This is a genomic window from Rhodococcus sp. GXMU-t2271, from assembly GCF_041414735.1.
GTDB classification, from domain to species: Bacteria; Actinomycetota; Actinomycetes; order Mycobacteriales; family Mycobacteriaceae; genus Rhodococcus; species Rhodococcus indonesiensis.
The window spans coordinates 1-19,119 of the sequence record NZ_JAUIZP010000016.1 but is presented as its reverse complement, the minus strand read 5'-3'; the positions used below and the strand labels follow the sequence as shown (position 1 = coordinate 19,119).

Here is a 19,119-nt window from a genome sequence, read left to right as displayed (position 1 = left end):
AGGTCACGAGCAGGCCGTCCGGGATGCGAACCGAACACCGAGGGAAAGGCTTACACCGTGGGATTCGACGGCATGGTTGCATTCGTCACCGGTGCGGCGAGGGGGCAGGGACGCAACCACGCGGTGCGCCTCGCCCGGGAGGGCGCCGACATCATCGCACTCGACCTGTGCGCGCCGGTGCAAGGGGCCCCGTACGACATGGCCACCCGGGCGGACCTCGACGAGACGATCCGACTGGTGCAGGCCGAGGGGAGGCAGATCGTCGCCTCCGAAGCGGACGTGCGGGATTCGGCAGCGGTCGCAAAGGCCGTGGCGGCGGGCGTCGAGCGGTTCGGGCGCCTCGACGTCGTCGTCGCCAACGCGGGGATCGCCGGCAGCTATCCGGTCGAGGATCTCACCGACGAGATCTGGCGCGACATGATCGACATCAACCTCACCGGCGTGTGGAACACGGTGAAGGCCTCCGTCCCGCACCTGCGAGCAGGCGGCCGTGGCGGCAGCATCGTGCTGATCAGTTCCATCGCGGGACTCAAGGGGCTGCCGAACAACGTCCACTATGCGGCTGCCAAGCACGGCGTGCTGGGCGTGATGCGCAGCCTCGCCAACGAACTCGGCCCCGAGGGCATCCGCGTCAACGCGGTCCTGCCGACCAACGTCGAAACCCGGATGCTGCTCAACGATGCGATCTACAAGCTGTTCCTGCCGGACGAGGCGCAGCCCACCCGTGAGCAGGTCGAACCCCTGCTGCACGGCATGCACGCCCTCGACGTCCCGTTCGTGCAGCCGGACGACGTCAGCAACGCCGTCCTGTTCCTCGCCGGAACCCAGTCCCGCTACGTCACCGGCATCACGATGCCGATCGACGCCGGCGCACTGGTGAAGTAGGGGCAGGACCCGACATGCACTCCGCGACGGAAGGATCCGGCATGCACGACCCCCGGGACCGCCACCCGCGACGGACGGCGGACGTCCTCGAGATCCGTGAGCTGGCGGCGCGGTACGCGCTGGCCGTCGACGACCACGACATGGCGACGCTGGCCGCCCTGTACGCGCCCGACGCCGCATTCTGCGGTCTCACCGAGACGCTGCGCGGCCGGGACGCGATCGTCTCCTACGTGCGGGCCGCGCTCGACGGCTACGACGGCCTCAGCGTGCACACCCCGCACCCCGGCACGGTGGACTTCACCGGCGAGGACACAGCACGCGGCATCGTGCCCTGCCACGTCGAGTTCGCCCAGGCGGGCGTGCAGAGCATTCTCGCCCTCCGGTACCACGATCGCTACGTCCGACGGGACGACCGCTGGTACTTCGGTGAACGCCGGCTCGAGGTCCGGTACGCGACACCCACCACCGCCTACGGGACGGTTCTCACAGCTGCGACAGCACCCGAGGCCCCGCGTCCCGCCGAGCAGGACGGACGGCGCCGGCCGAGTCCGTCCGCCGTCGTCGACTGAACCACCCGAGAGAGGGATTGCGATGCAACACAACGAAGAAACAGACGGGTACGACGTCGTCGTGCTCGGCAGCGGTGCCGCCGGACTGTGCGCCGCGTTGTCGGCTGCCCGGAGCGGAGCCCGGGTGGGGGTGTTCGAGAAGGGCGAGCTGCTCGGCGGCACCACGTGCTTGTCGAGCGCCGTGGCGTGGTTGCCGAACAACCGGTACGCGCGGGAGGCGGGGATCGCCGACTCGCGCGAGGGGGCCCTCGCCTATCTCGAGTCGTTGTCGCACGGGATGATCCTGCCCGAACTCGCCGAGGCCTTCGTCGACACGGTTCCCGAACTGCTGGACTGGCTCGACACCACACCGCTGAAGATGCGCCTCGTCGCCGGGTATCCCGACTACCACCCCGAGCGGCCGGGCGGCATGCCGCAGGGCGGACGCTCGCTCGAACCCGAGCTGTTCAGCTTCATCGACCTCGGTCGATGGGAGGACAAGCTCGTCGGGGTCCCGCGCCGGATGACGGTTGCGGAGACCCCCATCGGCGGCGGCACCGGGCACCTTCCGTCCGATGTACGGGAGCAGCGTGAGCGCGACCGTGTCGAGGGTCTGGGGCGTGGCATGGTCGCGGCCCTGCTCCAGGGCTGTCTCGACGAGGGCGTCGCGGTGCACACCGGCGAGCGCGGCGTGCGGCTGATCCAGGACGAGTCCGGCCGCGTCACGGGTGTGCGGTTCGAGGGGCGGGGCGGTCTGCACGACGTGCGCGCCGAGCACGGCGTCGTCCTCGCCACCGGCGGCTTCGAATGGGACGAGCGTCTGCGGCGCGACTTCCTGCGTGGGCCGCTGGCGCACCCGGCCACGGTCCCCACGTGCACCGGGGACGGTCTGCGCATGGCGATGCGTGTGGGCGCGCAGCTCGGCAATATGCGCGAGGCTTGGTGGGCTCCGGTCGCGGTGCTGCCCGGGCAACGGGCGAACGGTGCGCAGGCGGTTCAGCTCGTGCACCGGGAGCGGACGGCGCCGCATTCGATCATGGTGAACCGGCACGGACGCCGGTTCACCAACGAGGCGACCAACTACAACGCCCTCGGCGGCGCGTTCCATCATCTCGACGCACACGACTTCGACTATCCGAACCAGCCCTGCTGGCTGATCTTCGACGCCGACCATGTCGAGAAGTACGGGGCGTTCGGGGCCGCGCCGGGTACGGAAGTGCCCGAGTGGGTGGTGCGTGCCGACACCCTCGCCGATCTCGCGCGGCGGATCGAGGTCCCCGCGGACGCGCTCGAGTCGACGGTGGCCCACTGGAACGAGCACGTGCGCCGGGGCCACGACAGCGAGTACCACCGCGGGGAGAGCGTGTACGACGGGTTCGTCGGTGACAAGAACAAGTACCCGGGCGTGGAATCCACCCTGGGGCCGGTCGCGCGGGGGCCCTTCCACGCGGTGCAGATCCACAGCAGCACGCTCGGCACGAAGGGCGGCCCGCGCACCGACGCCGACGGCGCGGTCCTCGACGTCGACGATCGCGTCATCCCCGGACTGTTCGCCGCGGGCAACGTCATGGCGGCCCCCACCGGGATGGTGTACGGCGGAGCCGGCGGAACGCTCGGTCCGGCCCTGGTGTTCGGCTACCGGGCGGGCCGGGCCGCGGTGCGGACGGCCGGATACCCGTCCGAACCCGACGGCATCCTGATGGAGCCGACGACGGTGTGACATTCGGCGGGCGGACCCGCCGAACACCCGCGCACTTTCCGGTCAGACGCGACAGCAATTGCTGTTGCGTCTGACCGTTGTGCGCGCGGGCCCGGAACCTGTTCCGGCGCGGGACGTAGGTGTCCGACGATCGGGGACCTTCGGACCTAGTGGGCGCGCTAGATAATAATGATGATAAGCATTAAGGTGCTCTTCGTCACAATCCGAGCAGAAGAGGAGATCGGAAATGGGTCGAGTAACCGGGAAGGTCGCGCTGGTCACGGGTGCCGCACGGGGGCAGGGGCGTTCGAATGCCGTCCGCCTCGCGGAGGAAGGCGCCGACGTCGTGATCCTCGACTCCTGCAAGGACATCGACACGGTCGCCTACCCGCTCGCCACCCCCGACGACCTCGCCGAGACCCGCCGTCTCGTCGAGGCCGCGGGCCGTCGCTGCCTGTCCCGCGTCGTCGACGTGCGCGACCAAGCGGCCCTCGACCTGCTCGTCTCCGACGCCGTCGACGAGTTCGGGCACATCGACATCGTCAGCGCCAACGCCGGCATCGTGAGCTTCACCCCCACCTGGCACCTCAGCGACGAGGAGTGGCAGAACGTCATCGACGTCAACCTCACCGGGGTCTTCCACACCGTGCGGGCCGTCGTCCCACGCATGATCGAGCAGGGCACCGGCGGCGCGATCGTACTCACCAGCTCCGTCGCGGCGATCCGGGCGAGCCGCAATCTGGGGCACTACGCCGCCAGCAAGGGTGGGGTGGTCAGCCTCATGCGCACCCTCTCCAACGAGCTGGGGGAGCACGGTATCCGGGTCAACACCCTCAACCCCGGCACCGTCCGCACGGATATGATCGAGAACGACGCCATGTACCGGATCTACCGCCCCGACCTCGAATCGCCGACGCAGGCGGACATCGTCGACCACTGCCGCCGGCGCAACGAGCTCGACGTCCCCTGGGTCGAGCCCGTCGACATCAGCAACGCCCTGGTCTGGCTGGCCTCGGACGAGGCCCGCTACGTGACTGGCGTGGTGCTGCCCATCGACGCCGGACTGCTCGCCAAGACCTAGGCCTCCGGCTCGCCGCCGAATCCCGACTCGGAAGGAACGCACGATGGAAAGCCCCGCCCGCTGCCCGGTCGTCCACTTCGACCACAACTCGCCCGAACACTCGGCCGATCCGGCCGAGTCGTACCGGAAGATCCGGGAAACCGTCAAGATCGGCTGGACTCCCGCCCACGGCGGCTACTGGGTGCTCTCCGACTACAGCTCGGTCTTCGACGCCGCCCGCGACGACGAGACGTTCTCCTCGGCGCGCAGCGGGTACGGCGGCGAGGGACTGTCCGTGGTGATCCCGAAAACCCCGCACCACGACCACATTCCGATCGAGCTCGATCCGCCCGAGTTCCGCAAGTACCGCAGGATCGTCAACCCGGTCAGTGCGCCGGCCGCCGTCGAGAAGATGAAGCCCACGATCGACCGGCACGTCGCGGGCTTCATCGACAGCGTGATCGAGAGCGGCGAGTGCGACCTGACATCGGTCATCGGGGTGCCCTCCATCGTCACGGTCGAGTGGCTCGGCCTCGACGTCTCGGAGTGGCGCCGCTATTCCAACGCCCACTTCCAGGTGCTCGCCGGGATCCCCGGTACCCCCGAGCACACCCACGCGGTCGAGGTCGACTTCCCGTACCTCGCCGGCCGCATCGAGCAGACCATCGCGGAACGGCGCGCGGCCCCGGAGGACGACATCATCAGCTACCTCGTCCAGCAGGAGGTCGACGGCAGCCCGATGAACGATCACGACGTCTTCGCGATCGTCGACCTGCTCATCTCCGGTGGCGTCGGCACCACCGCCTCCCTGGTGAGCAACTCGCTGGTCTGGCTCAGCCGCCACAAGGACGTGCGGCAGCGGCTGGCCGACCATCCCGATCTCCTCGATCACGCCATCGAGGAGTTCCTGCGGTACTTCTCGCCGACCCAGGCGCTCGCCCGCACCGTGACACACGACGTCGAGTTCCACGGCTGCCCCATGCGCAAGGGTGACCGGGTGCTGCTGTCCTGGGCTTCCGCCAATCGGGACTCGGAGCTGTTCGACAAGCCCGACGAGATCGACATCGAACGCTGGCCCAACCGGCACACCGCCTTCGGTATCGGTGTGCACCGTTGCGCCGGTTCGCATCTCGGCCGCTACATGTCGCACGCGCTGATCAGCCAGGTGCTCGAACGGATGCCGGACTACGAGGTCGACTACGACGCGCTGCAGCCCTACCCGCGACAGGGCGTGAACACCGGCTACCAGCGCATCCCGGCCACCTTCACGCCGGGCCGGCGGGTACTGACGGACTACACCCTGCAGTAAGGACTTCCGATCCGCGACGGTCCCGGTCGTCCGCGTAGGTATTCGCTTACGCGGACGACCGGCCGTTTCGCGGATCTCGCCGAGGGCTGTGCTCGGGATGTCCGGTCTCAGCCGAGGGTGCCCGTCGGTTCGAACTTCACGCGGAGTTCCGGGATGCTGCGCGTGTACAGGCCTTCCTCGCGCGGGACGAAGCCGTCCTGGTACTCGATCGAGTCCATCGTGTCGAGCACGAGGTTCAGCGCGATGGTCATCTCCGTCTTCGCGAGCATCGAACCCACGCAGAAGTGCCGGCCGAGGATGAACTGCACGTGGTTGGCCGCACCGCTGAAGGCCCGATCGACGTTGAGATCGGTTCGGAAGATGTCGAACTCGTCCGGGTTCGAGAAGTGGCGCTCGTCGCGGTTGGCGGCCGCGAGCATCATGATGCACGTCGCCCCCGCGGGGATGGTCGAGTCCTCGATCTGCACCTCGTCCTCGGTCTGGCGCATGATCATGTGGACAGGTCCGGAGTAACGCAGCGTCTCGGCGATGACGCGGTCGGCGAGACTGCGGTCCTCGCGGACGGCCCGCATCTGGTCGGGGTGATCGATGAGATTGCGGATCATGCTGGCGATGGCCTTGTCCGTGGTCTCGCCACCGGCGACGAGGAGCAGGCTGACGAAGGCCTTGATCTCCTCGTCGGACATCTGCTCGCCGTCGACCTCCGCACGGCACAGGCGCGAGAGCAGGTCGTCGCCGTCGCCGGAGCGTCGTTCGCGGATGATCGGCAGCATGTACTCGCGCAGCTCGACGTGGGTACGTTCGGCGGCGGCGTTGATCTCGGGGTCTCCGGCCAGGTTGTTGAGGTAGGCCATGATCGAGAAGTACCAGGTGCGGAACCGCTCGTGATCGCTCTTGGGCAGTCCCAGCATGTCGACCATGACGTTGATGGGGAATCGGCTGGTGAACTGGGAGACGAGTTCGGCCTCGCCCTGTCCGGCCACCTCGCCGAGCAGCTCGCCGGCGTTGCGGGCGACGATGCCGCCGATCAGGTCGGCCGCGTTGTGCGTGATGGCCGGCATGAACTTCTCGAGTCCGTTGCCGCGGAAGAACGGGTTGAGCAGCGCGCGATGCGTCGAGTGCTCGCGACCTTCCATCTGCAGGATGGTGCGCCCGTGGATGGGCTCGAGCTGCCATTCGTAGTTGCGGCTGGAGAACTTCGGGCTGCGGAAGGCTTCGGCGCAGTCGGCGTACCGGCTGATGAGGTAGCTCTCCGTGGCTTCGTGGCGCAGGGCGGGGTAGTGGTCGCGCAGTACGCGGTGGAACGGGTAGGGGTCGGCGAGGAACTCGGGGGAGAGGATGTCGGGGGCGGTGGGGCGGGGTTCGACTGCGGTCACTCTGGAATCTCCTGATCGTCGAATCGAGGGGTCGAGCAGGATCGGTGCCGGCAGGCACCGGTCGGGGTCGTGCCGCTCCGCCGAGGGTCTGGGGCCGGAGGGGGGAAGTGATCCGGATCACTAAGTGCTGATAACTATAAATACGATCTGAATGATGTCAATGGATTTGGTGAAACGGGTTCTCGACGGGAACGGGCGCCCACCCCTGAGGGGTGGACGCCCGTTCCCGGAAGCGACGGTGATCAAGCCGATTTCGGTGGCTCCAGCGTGTGGAGGGCGGCGAGCAGTCGTTCGGGAATCTGCGCCTTCTTCCCGTCCGCGCCTCGCACGGCGAACGTGATCTTGCCGTGCGCGACGAGTTCTTCGCCGCGCTGGAAGTCGAATCCGAGCGCATACGACGTGGTGCCGAGGTGGTCGAGGACGACCGTGCAGGTCAGTTCGTCGAACACCTCGCAGCTGGTGAGGTACTGGCACTCCGACTTCAGGCCCACGGTGTAGACGCCGACGGTGTCGAGCATCGTGTGGCTGTCGAGGCCGAACGAGTGCAGCCAGACGCTGTACGTCCGTTCCATCCACGGGTAGTTGATCGCGAAGTACGAGATGCCGACGGCGTCGCAGTCGCCGTAGGCGAGCTGGAAGCGCTGCTGGGTGACGGCGGTGGTGGCGGTGGTCATGTCTTGTCCTTCCGGGCGGATCAGGGGTGGCCGCCGTCGACGGTGACGATGGAACCGGTGGTGAAACTCGAGGCGTCGCTCGCGAGGTACAGGGCCGCGCCCACGATCTCGTCGGGCTGGCCGCCGCGCTTGGCGGCGAAGCTCTGCGCCCGCCGCGAGAATGCCTCCATGTCCCAGGAGTTGCTCACGTCGGTGAGGAAGGTACCGGCCATGATCGCGTTGCTGCGCACCGTGGGACCGAACGCGTGCGCCATGCCGATGGTAACGGCGTTGAGTCCGGCCTTGGCGGCGGCGTAGGGCAGGATGTCGGGCCTGGGGTGGACGGACCCGGCACTGGAAATGTTGATAATGGATCCGCCGTCACCCTGCGCCATGCGGGTTCCCACGAGTGCCGCGAGCCGGAACGGGCCCTTGAGGTTCACTCCGACCACCTTGTCGAACAGCGTTTCGCTGACGGTATCGAGGCTGTCGTACAGCGGGGACATGCCCGCATTGTTGATCAGGACGTCGATCTTCCCGAAGTGGTCGTAGGCCGCGTCGACGAGTTCCTCGATCGACTCCCACCTGCCGACGTGGAACGAGTGCGCGAGCGTCTTGCGGCCCGTCTCCTCGGTGATCTCGTCGGCGGTGGCCTGGCACGAGGCCAGGTCACGGCTGGCGATGACGACGTCGCAGCCGGCTCGGGCCAGCCCGAACACCATGGCGCGGCCGAGGCCCCGGCTGCCGCCGGTGACGATCGCGGTGCGGTCGGTGAGATCGAACGCGCGCGTGGGGTCGAACCCCGGGCGGGTCCGGCCGGTCGTTGAATCGGTCATCGAATTCCTCCGCTGGTCCTGGTTGACGGTACCCAATTCCTTGCTATTGTGATCATAGATTAGCGGATAGTGATCCAGTTCACGACAATGGCCGAGACCGCACCGAGTCACAGCACCGTGGCGCCTCCGGTGAGCGGACGCATCGCCAGAACGGAGTACAAGGTGAGTGACGACCAGCAGGACCTGTTCGCCCTGCCGCAGCGATACCTCCACCTCCAGCGGGAAGCTCGCGCCCTCGCGGCCGAGTGTGCCGACATCGCCGCGCGTGCCGACGAGGCGGACAGCTTCGACCCGGACGTCCGCAAGCGGCTGACCGCGTCCCGTCTCACCGAGGTCGTCGTGCCGGCCGCCTCCGGCGGCCGCTTCGAGAAGGTCGACTCGCTCGCGGTGACCATTGTGCGCGAGGCCCTCGCCGCCGAGTCCGCCCACCTCGACTCCATGTTCGGTATGCAGGGCATCGGCAGCTACTGCATCAGCGTCGGCGGGTCCGAGGAACTCAAGGCGGAGTGGCTGCCCAAGGTGGCCCGGCTCGAGGCGGTGGCCGCGCTCGGCCTGACCGAGCCGCACGTCGGATCCGATCTCAAGGCCCTCAGCACCACCGTCGTCGAACGCGACGGCAAGCTCGTCGTCGACGGCCACAAGTCCTTCATCACCAACGGCGGCGACGCGGACTTCTACAGCATCCTCGCCCGCGAGGGCGACGGATACTCCCTCGTGCTGGTCCCGGCCGGCGCGCCCGGCCTGCGCATCGAGCACCCGCACCAGATCATCGCGCCCCACGTGCTCAGCGACGTCATCCTCGAGAACGTCGAGGTCCCGGTCGGCAACCGCATCGGGGAACCGGGCAAGGGCTTCGCGCTCGTCCTCGCCACCCTCGCCACGTTCCGCGTGTCCGTGGCCGGCGCCGCCGTCGGCGTGGCCCAGGCCGCGCTGGACGAGGCCGTCGCCCATGCCAAGTCCCGGGAGGGCTTCGGTGTCAGCCTCGCGCGCCTGGGGTCGGTGCCCGAGCACCTCGCCTCCTGCTGGACCGACATCGAGATGGCGCGCTCGCTGACCTACCGCGCGGCCGCCGCCTCGGCCCGCGATGCCCGCGCCAATCTGCACCTGTCGTCGATGGCGAAGGTCGGGGCAACCGAAGCGGCAGCTCGCGTCGTCGACCGATCGGTGCAGATCATGGGCCGTTTCGGACTCGTGCGCGGCGGCAAGCTCGAACGCCTCTACCGAGAGGCGCGTCCCATGCGGATCTACGAGGGCTCGACCGAGGTGATCTTCGATTCGCTGGCCAAGCAACTCGTGAAGGAAGCCCCGTAGGGGCAGAATGCGGACCAGAGGCAGGAATCCATGACAACGGACGCGAACACCACCAAGCTGGAGCGAGTCGTCATCCGCTTCGCGGGCGACTCGGGTGACGGCATGCAGCTGACCGGTGACCGCTTCACCTCCGAGGCGGCCGCGTTCGGCAACGACCTCGCGACGCAGCCCAACTTCCCCGCCGAGATCCGGGCGCCCCAGGGCACCCTGCCGGGGGTGTCGTCGTTCCAGATCCAGATCGCGGACCACGACATCCTCACCGCGGGTGATCGACCGGACGTCCTCGTCGCGATGAACCCGGCGGCACTGAAGGCGAACATCGACGATCTGCCGCGGGGCGGCACCGTCATCGTCAACACCGACGAGTTCACCAAGCGCAACCTGTCCAAGGTCGGCTACGCCGCCGACCCGCTCGACGACGGAAGCCTCGACGAGTTCGTGGTCCACCAGGTCCCGATGTCGAGCCTGTCGGTGGGTGCGGTGGAGCCGGCCGGCCTGAGCCGCAAGGACGGGGAGCGCGCGAAGAACATGTTCGCGCTCGGGCTGCTGTCGTGGATGTACAACCGGCCGGTGGAGCGGATCGAGGAGTTCCTGCGCACCAAGTTCGCCAAGAAGCCGCAGGTCGCCCAGGGAAATCTGCTCGCCTTCCAGGCCGGGTGGAACTACGGCGAGACCACCGAGACGTTCGCGACGACGTTCGAGGTGGCCAAGGCGGACCTGCCGGTCGGCACGTACCGGCAGATCACCGGTAACACCGCGCTGGCCTACGGTCTGGTGACCGCCGGTGAGCTGTCCGGGCTCGAGGTGTTCCTCGGGACGTACCCGATCACCCCCGCCTCCGACATCCTGCACGAGCTGACCAAGCACCGTGGTCTCGGCGTGACCACATTCCAGGCGGAGGACGAGATCGCCGCCATCGGCGCAGCGGTCGGCGCCTCCCTCGGGGGCGCACTCGGTGTCACCAGCACCTCCGGCCCGGGCCTGGCCCTCAAGAGCGAGGCCATCGGCCTGGCCGTCATGACCGAGCTGCCGCTCGTCGTGATCGACGTGCAGCGCGGCGGACCGTCGACGGGCCTGCCCACCAAGACCGAGCAGTCCGATCTGCTGCAGGCACTGTACGGACGCAACGGCGAGTCGCCCGTCGCCGTGCTCGCGCCGCGCTCCCCGGCCGACTGCTTCGCCACCGCCGTCGAGGCGGCCCGCATCGCCCTGACGTACCGGACGCCGGTCCTGCTGCTGTCCGACGGCGCCATCGCCAACGGCTCGGAGCCCTGGCAGATCCCGCAGGTCGACGAGCTCGCCCCGATCGATCCGAACTACGAGACGGGCCCGGACGCCGCCGGCACGCCGCTGCGTCCCTACGCGCGGGACCGCGAGACCCTCGCCCGTGCCGTGGCGATACCCGGGACTCCCGGCCTCGAGCACCGGCTCGGTGGCCTCGAGAAGGCGAACGGCAGCGGCAACATCTCCTACGATCCCGCCAACCACGATCTGATGGTGCGCCTGCGGCAGGCGAAGATCGACGGCATTTCCGTTCCGGACGCCGAGGTCGACGATCCGTCGGGGCAGGCCGAACTGCTGATCGTGGGCTGGGGCAGTTCCTACGGGCCGATCGGCGAGGCCTGCCGCCGCGCCCGGCGTCGCGGTACCGCGGTCGCCCACCTGCACCTGCGGCACCTGAACCCGTTGCCGCGCAACCTCGGTGAGGTGCTCGGCCGGTACCGCACGGTGATCGCGCCGGAGATGAATCTGGGGCAGCTGACGAGCGTGCTGCGGGCGCGCTACCTGGTCGACGTCCAGCCGGTGACGAAGGTCGAGGGTCTGGCTTTCCTCGCCGACGAGATCGTCGACGCGATCGATGCCGCGCTCGCCGGCACCCTGCGCGAGTTCGAAGACGCCAAGACCACCGCGGCGCTGGCTGCGGCCGAGTACCGGCCGGCGCCTGACCGCGAGGAGGAATCGGCATGACCGAATTGATCAGCCGGGTCGGCACCGATCTCGGGCTCAGCGCTACCGCGCTCGTCCCGACGACCGACGCCCCGCAGAAGGCCAAGGACTTCACGAGCGACCAGGAGGTGCGCTGGTGCCCGGGTTGCGGTGACTACGTCATCCTGGCCGCGATCCGCAACTTCCTGCCCGAACTCGGGCTGCGCCGCGAGAACTTGATGTTCGTCTCGGGCATCGGCTGTTCGAGCCGGTTCCCGTACTACCTCGACACCTACGGGCTGCACTCCATCCACGGCCGCGCGCCGGCGATCGCGACCGGCCTGGCCGTCACGCGGCCCGACCTGTCGGTGTGGGTCGTCACCGGTGACGGCGATGCCCTCTCGATCGGGGGAAACCACCTGATCCACGCGCTGCGCCGCAACGTGAACCTCACGATCCTGTTGTTCAACAACCGGATCTACGGGCTGACGAAGGGGCAGTACTCGCCCACGTCCGAGGTCGGAAAGGTGACCAAGTCCACCCCGATGGGTTCGGTGGACCACCCCTTCAACACCCTCTCCCTCGCGCTCGGTGCCGAGGCCACCTTCGCGGCCCGCGCGCTCGACTCCGACCGCAAGGGGCTGACCGACGTGCTGCGCCGCGCGGCCGAGCACCGGGGCACCGCGTTCGTCGAGATCTACCAGGACTGCCCGATCTTCAACGACGGGTCGTTCGACGTGCTGCGCAAGGAGGACGCGGAGCAGCGGGTGATCCCGCTGCGCCACGGTGAGCCGATCGTCTTCGGCGCGGAGGGGCAGAAGTGCGTCGTCCGTGACGGATTCGGTCTGCGCGTGGTGGACACGGCATCGGCGGATCCGGGATCGATCGTGGTGCACGATGCGCACGCCGACGACCCGGAGTACGCCTTCGCGTTGTCGCGACTGTCCGACCAGGACCTCGCCCACACCGTGTTCGGCGTGTTCCGCAGCGTCGCCCGCCCGACCTACGACGATCTCGTGCGCGAGCAGAACGAGAGCGCCCGAGCCGGCGAGCCCCGTCGACGAGAATCCTTGCAGTCCTTGCTGACCGGGCACGACACCTGGACCGTGTCCGAATCACGCTGAGTGCCGTCTCCCGGCACGGAAATCGGGGTCTTCGTACCCCTAGACAATGCGCATGATTAGTATAAAGTGACTGTCATCACATCTCTTCCCTCCCTTCGGCAGGAGTAGTCGTAATGTCGCTCAGGAACGAAATCGAAAACGCCCTCGCCCGATACGCTCTCGCCTACGACGACGGCGACATGGACGGTGTCGAGCGCGTCTTCGGTGAAACCGCCGTGTTCACCATGAAGATCGGGGACGGCGACCTCATCGGGCCGCTCAACGGCCGTGAGGAGATCATGGGCCTGTTCCGCGGAGCCCACGAGTCCCAGACCGACCAGCGGCGGCACATCACCACCAATCTGCTGATCGACGAGATCGACGAGAAGAACGTCCGCGCCGTGTCGTACCTGCTCATCACCTCTGCGGAGAACGGTGCCCTGCGGGCGCTGTCCACCGGCAAGTACGAGGACGAGTGGACCAGGAGCGGAGGCGACTGGGTGCTCACCAAGCGGCACATCGCCCTCGACCTCCCGTACTGAGCCTCCGGAGCCACCATGACGATGAACCAGGGCCTCATCCCCGCCAAGTGGGCCGCCCTCACCCCGAACCGCATGGCGTTGTACGACGTCCCCAACGACCGGCGCATCACCTTCGCCGACCTCGACGAGCGCGTCCGGCGCCTGGCGAACGGACTGCGCGGACTCGGCCTCGAGAAGGGCGACCGAGTCGCCGTGCTGACCAAGAACAGCATCGAGTTCCAGGAGCTGTTCTTCGCCGTCGGTCGCGCGGGCCTGATCCTGCAGCCGCTGAACTGGCGACTCGCGACCCCCTCCCTGCTCGGGCTCGTCGCCGACGCCACCCCGAAGGTGCTCATCACCGCGTCCGAGTTCCGTTCCGTAGGAGAGGAACTCAGCCGAGCCGCCACGGTCGAACACTGGCTCGAGTTCGGTCCGGGAGGTAACGGGACGTACGAGGAGCTGCTCGCGAGCTCCAGCCCGGCCGAACCGATCTGGACGCCGAGCATCGGGGGAGACGACCCGTTCTTCATCCTCTACACCGGCGGCACCACCGGCGAATCCAAGGGTGCGCTGCACTCGCACACCAGCGCGGCCGCAGGCATGCTCAACCAGACCGTCGCCGAGCGGGTCGTGCCGACCGACGTCTACATGCTCACCGGCCAGATGTACCACATCCCGGTGGTGCTCTCCATGAACTACATGAAGCACGGATGTCCGGTGGTGCTGGTCAATTTCGAGGCCAAACAGGCGCTCGAGATCATCGAGTCGGAGCGGGTCTCGGCGTTCCTGGGCATCACCACGATGCTGAACTGGATGATGGCCGTGGAGAACTTCGACTCCTACGACCTGTCGAGCCTGCGCAACATCCAGTACGGCGGCGGCCCCATGCCGTCCGCGATCGTCCGCAGCGCGCTCGAGGCGTTCCCCTGCACCCTCATCCAGGGGTACGGCCAGACCGAGGGCACGACCATGTCGTTCCTGTCCCAGGAGGACCACCTCGACGCGGTCAACGGAATCAACGAGCACCGGCTCAAGTCCTGCGGCCGGGAAGGCTTCGGCACCACCATCCGGGTCGTCGACTTCGACGGCAACGAGGTCCCCAAGGACGGCAAGACCCCCGGCGAGATCGTGGTCCGCTCCGAAGCCAACATGCTCGGCTACTGGAACAAGCCGGAACTGACCGCACAGACCCTGCGGGACGGCTGGATGTGGACCGGCGACGTCGCGGTCTGGGACGAGGACCACTACGTCTACATCGTCGACCGGGCCAAGGACATGATCATCTCCGGCGGCGAGAACATCTACAGCATCCAGGTCGAGGAGGCCATCGGCGCCCACCCCGCCGTCCTCGAATGCGCCGTCATCGGCATCCCCGACGACGAGTGGGGTGAGGTCGTCAAGGCCGTCGTGGTTCTCAAGCCCGGGCAGACCGCCACCGAACAGGAGATCATCGACACCGCCAAGCGGAACCTGGCCTCCTACCAGAAGCCCCGTTCGGTGGACTTCGTCGACGCCCTGCCGAAGGCGCCCACCGGGAAGATCATGAAGCGGGACCTGCGGGCCCCGTATCTCGAGACGACGGCGGCCCGATGACCGTGGACACCGGGCGCCGGGTGCCGACCGAAGCCGAGCTCGCCGACCTCGTCGGTACCCGCTTCCCGGGCGGGCAGGCCACGCTCGAGCCGTGGTGGGTGCACCTCGTCCTCGACAGCATGCTCGCCGACCCCGCCGACGGCGGCGCGCACCCGGTGCTGGTGTTCCTCGTCGCCACCGGCGCGATGGGCTGGAGCTGGGACGAGTTGTTCGCCGTGTTCGGGGCCACCGAGGCCGACGGGCCGATGGCCGGCGAGACCGAGACGGTCGTGCACCGGCCGCTGCGCGTCGGCGGCACCTACCGCGTCTCGGGCGAGATCGTCTCCGCCACGCGCAAGGTGGGCCGGCGCACCGGCGTCTTCGACATCGTCGGCTACCGCCTCGACCTGCACGGAGAGGACGGCGCGCTGTGCGCCTCCACCACCAACTCGATCGTGTTCCCCCGCCGAGGAGAAACATCATGAAACCGGCTGTCGGGCAACAGATTCCCGAACGCACCGTCGATGCGGTGGATCCGGCCCGGATGAAGACCCTCTCGGCCCTCATGCGTGACCCGAACCCGATCCACTTCGACCGGAACGCCGCGGCTGCGCTGGGCCTCGGGGAGCGCACGGTCAATCAGGGGCCGAGCAACATCGCCTACGTCGTGTCCATGCTCGGATCCTGGGCCGGCGGGGTGGACCGGGTCACCGGATACCGGTTCCGATTTCTCGGCAACGTGTTCGAGGGGGACCGGCTGCGTGCCGCAGGGGTGGTGACCGACGTCGAGGACACCGCCGACGGTCTCCTGGTGCGCTGCGATCTCACGCTCGACGTCCTGGGCGGCGCGCGCGTTCTCGAAGGCACCGGGACCGTCCTGGTCCCCGCCGAGCACTAGACATCGTTTTCCACGAGAGGAGCGTCAACCATGGCAGGACGAGTAGAAGGCAAGGTCGCGTTCATCACCGGGGCCGCCCGCGGCCAGGGCCGCAGCCACGCGCTGCGGCTCGCCGAGGAGGGCGCCGACATCATCGCGGTCGACATCTGCGAGAACATCGACACGGTGACCCCGTACTACCCGCTGGCCACCGAGGACGAGCTGAAGGAGACCGTGCGGCTCGTCGAGGCCCTCGACCGCCGGATCGTGGCCCACCGCGCCGACGTCCGGGATCGCGCAGCGCTGCAGCGCGCCTTCGACGACGGCGTGGCGCAGCTCGGCGGTGTCGACATCGTGGTCGCCAACGCCGGCATCGCCACCTACGGCCGCTCGTGGGAACTCACCGCCGAGCAGTGGCGGGACATGATCGACGTCAACCTCACCGGCGTCTACAACACCGCCGTCGTCGCGATCCCCACGATGATCGAGCAGGGCCGCGGGGGTTCGATCATGTTCACCAGTTCCATCGGCGGACTCAAGGGTATCCAGCAGGTCGCCCACTACGTCTCGGCCAAGCACGGCATCGTCGGCCTCATGCGCACCATGGCGAACGAGCTGGGCCCCTACAGCATTCGTGTCAACACCATCCACCCGACGAACGTCGACACCATCATGATCCAGAACCCGGGGACGTACGGGATGTTCTCCCCCGGGGATCCGGAGCCGTCGCAGGAGAAGGCGATGCCGGGGTTCATGTCGCTGAACACGCTGCCGGTGCCGTGGGTCGAACCGATCGACATCAGCAACGCGGTGCTGTTCCTCGGCAGCGACGAGGCGCGGTACGTCACCGGAGTCACCTTCCCGGTCGACGCCGGCGCATACGTGAAGTGATGTGAGATGGCCGTCGGCATCGACGACAACGAGGATCTGCGCACGCTACGGGTCGACGAGGACGGTATCGCCGAACTCGTAGCGGCGCAGCGCGAATGCACCTTCGCCTTCACCACCGCGGCCGGTTGGCCGGCCGGGGTGGTGATGAGCTACTTGCACCACGACGACCGGTTCTGGCTCACCGCCGCGAAGGAGCGCGCCCACGTCCGGGCAGCGATGCGCGAACCCCGTGTGACGCTGGTGGTCTCGAATGCAGGTACCGGACTGCCCGGCAGGAGGATGCTCGCCGTCCGCGGCCGCGTCACCGTCCACGCCGATGCGGAAACCAAACGCTGGTTCTACCCGGCGTTCGCGGCGCACCATGCTCCGAACGATCCCGAAGCCTTCCAGCGCCTGCTGGACAGCCCGAACCGAGTTGTCCTGGAAGTCCGTCCCGTCCGAATCGCGGTCAGTCACGACTCGACCAGGATGCCGGGGGACGGACGCGGTGGCTCGCTCGGGCCCCGACCGAACAAGGGGTGAACGAAATGACCGCGGATCCGGACTCCGCTTACGCCCATCTGCTCTCGCCGTTCCAGATCGGCCCGATGAAACTGCGCAACCGCGTGGTGCTGCCGCCGCACGCCTCGGCGATCGGCAACATCTTCGGGTCCGAGGCCGACGCCGAACGCAACCTCGCCTACTACGTGTCCCGGGCCCGGGGCGGAGCCGCATGGTTCGACAGCCTCAGCGCCTGGGTGCCGAACACCGGGGTGATCCCGGGGTTCGAACCCACCGGCGTGGGCGCCACGGTCGAAGGTCATTACAGCCTGCCGTTCTTCGTCGAGCGGGTGCAGGCCTATTCCGACGCCCTACACGCCGAGGGGGCGGTGGCGACGGGACAGATGGTGCACCAGGGCGGCATGCCGCACGGCGCGTCGTCGGTCCTGAGCGCTCCGGTGATCAACAACGTTCCGCACAAGCTGAACCGGGACGAGATCGCCTACTTCGTCGGTCAGTACAAGTTCTGTGCGGAGCAGGCCCAGAAGGCACGCCTCGACGGTGTAGAGCTCCACATGAACCACGACGATCTGCTCGAGTACTTCCTCTCGCCGCTGACCAACAAGCGCGACGACGAGTACGGCGGCTCGATCGAGAACCGCTGCCGGTTCCCGGTCGAGGTGCTGCGGGCCATCCGTGACGTGATCGGATCGTCCATGGTCATCGGCATCCGCCTGAACCTGCGCGAGGAGGTGCCGGGCGGGTACGACATCCACGGCGCCATCGAGATCGCGCAGTACCTCGAGAGCACCGGACTCGTCGACTACTTCCACGGCGTGGTGGGCAGCCCGTGGGGCAACCCGTCCTACATCCAGCCGCACTTCTACGAGGCCGGTCAGTGGAGCGATCTCGCCGGGCAGCTCAAGCGGGCGGTGTCGCTGCCCGTCGTGCACACGGGCCGGATCAACCATCCCGATGTCGCGGAGCGGATCCTCGCGGCCGGCGACGCCGACGTCGTCGGCATGGCTCGTGCGCACATCGCCGAGCCGTCGATCGTGGAGAAGGTCCGTACCGGCCGCGTGGACGAGATCCGGCCCTGCGTCGGCGGCAACGAGTGCATCAGCCGCCGCTACGTCGAGGGGCTGCCGTTCGGCTGCGCGGTCAACCCCGTCACCAGCAACGAGGTCGACGGGCCGTGGCCCACCGTGACCGACCCCAAGCGCGTGCTCGTCGTCGGCGGTGGCCCGGCCGGCATGGAGTTCGCGGCCCTGGCCCGGGAGAAGGGCCACGACGTGGAGCTGTGGGAGGCGTCCGACGTGCTCGGCGGCCAACTGCGCACCGCGATCAACGCTCCCACGTACGACATGTTCGAGAAGTACCTGGACTGGCAGCAGCGCCGGCTCGAGCGGGCGGGTGTGAAGATCGACTACCGGCACGCGGCGACGAAGGCGGAGATCGAGTCCGCGGGATTCGACGTGGTGGCGGTCGCCACCGGCTCCACCCGCCGGATCCCGGACATCCCGGGTGTCTACGGCGACAACGTCGCCGACATTCGCGACGTCCTCAACGGCGACGCCGCCGTCGGCAAGCGGGTCCTGATCGTCGCGCAGGACGATCACATGCCGCCGCTGTCGCTCGCCGACTTCCTCACCGATCGCGGGCACGACGTCACCATCGTCTACGCGACCCAGGTCGCGGGACAGCTGCTCGGCCGCTACATCGTCGGCGCGATCCTCGGGCGTCTCGACGAGAAGGGCGTGCAGTACCGGTTCATGGAGGACGTCGTCGAGATCACCCCGACCGGAGTGGTCACCCGCAACGTCTATTCGGGGCGCACCTACCAGGTGGACGGCTTCGACTCGGTGGTGCTCGCCTGCGGTGGCATCGGCGATGCCGACCTGTACGAGAGTCTCGAGGAGGGCCCGGCGGCCGAAGGCGAGCGGGAGGTGCACATTCTCGGTGACGCCTACGCGCCGCGGCGACTGGTGTTCGCCACCCGTCAGGCATATGCGCTGGCCAAGCTGATCTGACGGACACGCGAACGGGGGTGCGGGCTTCGGCCCGCACCCCCG

18 protein-coding genes are annotated in these 19,119 nt (G+C 68.2%); 15 read left to right on the top strand and 3 right to left on the bottom strand.

Annotated features, from left to right (window positions below; all coding sequences use genetic code 11):
- Nucleotides 1-57 precede the first annotated feature (57 nt).
- The 5 genes from QYS60_RS05570 (at nucleotide 58) to QYS60_RS05550 (ending at nucleotide 5,501) form a co-directional block, all read left to right on the top strand.
- Nucleotides 58-885, top strand: a complete 828-nt coding sequence (locus QYS60_RS05570) for a mycofactocin-coupled SDR family oxidoreductase (protein ID WP_289379531.1) — start codon at nucleotides 58-60, stop codon at nucleotides 883-885.
- Between the two features lie 41 nt (nucleotides 886-926).
- Entirely contained in the window at nucleotides 927-1,454 is a 528-nt protein-coding gene (locus tag QYS60_RS05565; RefSeq protein ID WP_371382625.1) for a nuclear transport factor 2 family protein, read from the top strand.
- A 22-nt stretch (nucleotides 1,455-1,476) separates the two neighbouring features.
- The gene (locus QYS60_RS05560) at nucleotides 1,477-3,153 is read left to right on the top strand and encodes an FAD-dependent oxidoreductase (protein ID WP_371382624.1); all 1,677 of its coding nucleotides are present in this window, start codon (nucleotides 1,477-1,479) and stop codon (nucleotides 3,151-3,153) included.
- 226 nt (nucleotides 3,154-3,379) lie between these two features.
- Complete coding sequence (locus tag QYS60_RS05555; protein ID WP_054374256.1) at nucleotides 3,380-4,213, top strand: mycofactocin-coupled SDR family oxidoreductase; 834 nt, start codon at nucleotides 3,380-3,382, stop codon at nucleotides 4,211-4,213.
- Nucleotides 4,214-4,256: 43 nt separating this feature from the next.
- Entirely contained in the window at nucleotides 4,257-5,501 is a 1,245-nt protein-coding gene (locus QYS60_RS05550; RefSeq protein ID WP_371382623.1) for a cytochrome P450, read from the top strand.
- A gap of 107 nt (nucleotides 5,502-5,608) precedes the next feature.
- On the opposite strand, the gene QYS60_RS05545 is transcribed toward QYS60_RS05550, so the two are convergent.
- The 3 genes from QYS60_RS05545 to QYS60_RS05535 all read right to left on the bottom strand — a co-directional run bounded on the left by QYS60_RS05545 (nucleotide 5,609) and on the right by QYS60_RS05535 (nucleotide 8,366).
- Nucleotides 5,609-6,877, bottom strand: a complete 1,269-nt coding sequence (locus tag QYS60_RS05545; protein ID WP_371382622.1) for a cytochrome P450 — start codon at nucleotides 6,875-6,877, stop codon at nucleotides 5,609-5,611.
- 242 nt (nucleotides 6,878-7,119) lie between these two features.
- Entirely contained in the window at nucleotides 7,120-7,551 is a 432-nt protein-coding gene (locus tag QYS60_RS05540) for an acyl-CoA thioesterase (protein ID WP_371382621.1), read from the bottom strand.
- A 20-nt stretch (nucleotides 7,552-7,571) separates the two neighbouring features.
- Complete coding sequence (locus QYS60_RS05535) at nucleotides 7,572-8,366, bottom strand: SDR family NAD(P)-dependent oxidoreductase (protein ID WP_371382620.1); 795 nt, start codon at nucleotides 8,364-8,366, stop codon at nucleotides 7,572-7,574.
- A gap of 162 nt (nucleotides 8,367-8,528) precedes the next feature.
- On the opposite strand from QYS60_RS05535, the gene QYS60_RS05530 reads away from it, so the two are divergent.
- The 10 genes from QYS60_RS05530 to QYS60_RS05485 all read left to right on the top strand — a co-directional run bounded on the left by QYS60_RS05530 (nucleotide 8,529) and on the right by QYS60_RS05485 (nucleotide 19,077).
- The gene (locus tag QYS60_RS05530) at nucleotides 8,529-9,677 is read left to right on the top strand and encodes an acyl-CoA dehydrogenase family protein (RefSeq protein WP_371382619.1); all 1,149 of its coding nucleotides are present in this window, start codon (nucleotides 8,529-8,531) and stop codon (nucleotides 9,675-9,677) included.
- A 30-nt stretch (nucleotides 9,678-9,707) separates the two neighbouring features.
- Complete coding sequence (locus QYS60_RS05525) at nucleotides 9,708-11,645, top strand: 2-oxoacid:acceptor oxidoreductase subunit alpha (RefSeq protein WP_289379830.1); 1,938 nt, start codon at nucleotides 9,708-9,710, stop codon at nucleotides 11,643-11,645.
- Complete coding sequence (locus QYS60_RS05520; protein ID WP_371382618.1) at nucleotides 11,642-12,727, top strand: 2-oxoacid:ferredoxin oxidoreductase subunit beta; 1,086 nt, start codon at nucleotides 11,642-11,644, stop codon at nucleotides 12,725-12,727. Before QYS60_RS05525 ends, QYS60_RS05520 begins: the two co-directional genes overlap by 4 nt.
- 113 nt (nucleotides 12,728-12,840) lie before the next feature.
- Nucleotides 12,841-13,248: a nuclear transport factor 2 family protein gene (locus QYS60_RS05515; RefSeq protein WP_371382617.1), complete on the top strand. Its 408-nt coding sequence runs from the start codon at nucleotides 12,841-12,843 to the stop codon at nucleotides 13,246-13,248.
- Nucleotides 13,249-13,263: 15 nt separating this feature from the next.
- A complete protein-coding gene (locus QYS60_RS05510) occupies nucleotides 13,264-14,820 on the top strand; it encodes an AMP-binding protein (protein WP_371382616.1) in 1,557 nt (518 codons plus the stop codon).
- A complete protein-coding gene (locus QYS60_RS05505) occupies nucleotides 14,817-15,284 on the top strand; it encodes a hypothetical protein (RefSeq protein ID WP_289379824.1) in 468 nt (155 codons plus the stop codon). The genes QYS60_RS05510 and QYS60_RS05505 overlap by 4 nt, the downstream gene beginning before the upstream one ends.
- On the top strand, nucleotides 15,281-15,697 hold the full coding sequence (locus QYS60_RS05500) for a MaoC family dehydratase (protein WP_054374588.1): 417 nt from the start codon (nucleotides 15,281-15,283) through the stop codon (nucleotides 15,695-15,697). The genes QYS60_RS05505 and QYS60_RS05500 overlap by 4 nt, the downstream gene beginning before the upstream one ends.
- Nucleotides 15,698-15,727: 30 nt before the next feature.
- Complete coding sequence (locus tag QYS60_RS05495; RefSeq protein ID WP_003938435.1) at nucleotides 15,728-16,567, top strand: mycofactocin-coupled SDR family oxidoreductase; 840 nt, start codon at nucleotides 15,728-15,730, stop codon at nucleotides 16,565-16,567.
- A gap of 6 nt (nucleotides 16,568-16,573) precedes the next feature.
- Nucleotides 16,574-17,089 carry a pyridoxamine 5'-phosphate oxidase family protein gene (locus QYS60_RS05490; protein ID WP_003938434.1) on the top strand — a complete coding sequence of 172 codons (516 nt, stop codon included), beginning with the start codon at nucleotides 16,574-16,576 and terminating at the stop codon, nucleotides 17,087-17,089.
- A 5-nt stretch (nucleotides 17,090-17,094) separates the two neighbouring features.
- Nucleotides 17,095-19,077, top strand: coding sequence for an FAD-dependent oxidoreductase (locus tag QYS60_RS05485; protein WP_289379822.1), 1,983 nt, complete (start codon nucleotides 17,095-17,097; stop codon nucleotides 19,075-19,077).
- Nucleotides 19,078-19,119: the final 42 nt, after the last annotated feature.

Coding starts and splice junctions, on each gene's coding strand:
- QYS60_RS05565 (WP_371382625.1), top strand. CDS start 927: ATGCACGACCCCCGGGACCGCCACCCGCGACGGACGGCGGACGTCCTC.
- QYS60_RS05555 (WP_054374256.1), top strand. CDS start 3,380: ATGGGTCGAGTAACCGGGAAGGTCGCGCTGGTCACGGGTGCCGCACGG.
- QYS60_RS05560 (WP_371382624.1), top strand. CDS start 1,477: ATGCAACACAACGAAGAAACAGACGGGTACGACGTCGTCGTGCTCGGC.
- QYS60_RS05510 (WP_371382616.1), top strand. CDS start 13,264: ATGACGATGAACCAGGGCCTCATCCCCGCCAAGTGGGCCGCCCTCACC.
- QYS60_RS05550 (WP_371382623.1), top strand. CDS start 4,257: ATGGAAAGCCCCGCCCGCTGCCCGGTCGTCCACTTCGACCACAACTCG.
- QYS60_RS05490 (WP_003938434.1), top strand. CDS start 16,574: ATGGCCGTCGGCATCGACGACAACGAGGATCTGCGCACGCTACGGGTC.
- QYS60_RS05485 (WP_289379822.1), top strand. CDS start 17,095: ATGACCGCGGATCCGGACTCCGCTTACGCCCATCTGCTCTCGCCGTTC.
- QYS60_RS05505 (WP_289379824.1), top strand. CDS start 14,817: ATGACCGTGGACACCGGGCGCCGGGTGCCGACCGAAGCCGAGCTCGCC.
- QYS60_RS05535 (WP_371382620.1), bottom strand. CDS start 8,366: ATGACCGATTCAACGACCGGCCGGACCCGCCCGGGGTTCGACCCCACG.
- QYS60_RS05520 (WP_371382618.1), top strand. CDS start 11,642: ATGACCGAATTGATCAGCCGGGTCGGCACCGATCTCGGGCTCAGCGCT.
- QYS60_RS05500 (WP_054374588.1), top strand. CDS start 15,281: ATGAAACCGGCTGTCGGGCAACAGATTCCCGAACGCACCGTCGATGCG.
- QYS60_RS05495 (WP_003938435.1), top strand. CDS start 15,728: ATGGCAGGACGAGTAGAAGGCAAGGTCGCGTTCATCACCGGGGCCGCC.
- QYS60_RS05540 (WP_371382621.1), bottom strand. CDS start 7,551: ATGACCACCGCCACCACCGCCGTCACCCAGCAGCGCTTCCAGCTCGCC.
- QYS60_RS05525 (WP_289379830.1), top strand. CDS start 9,708: ATGACAACGGACGCGAACACCACCAAGCTGGAGCGAGTCGTCATCCGC.
- QYS60_RS05515 (WP_371382617.1), top strand. CDS start 12,841: ATGTCGCTCAGGAACGAAATCGAAAACGCCCTCGCCCGATACGCTCTC.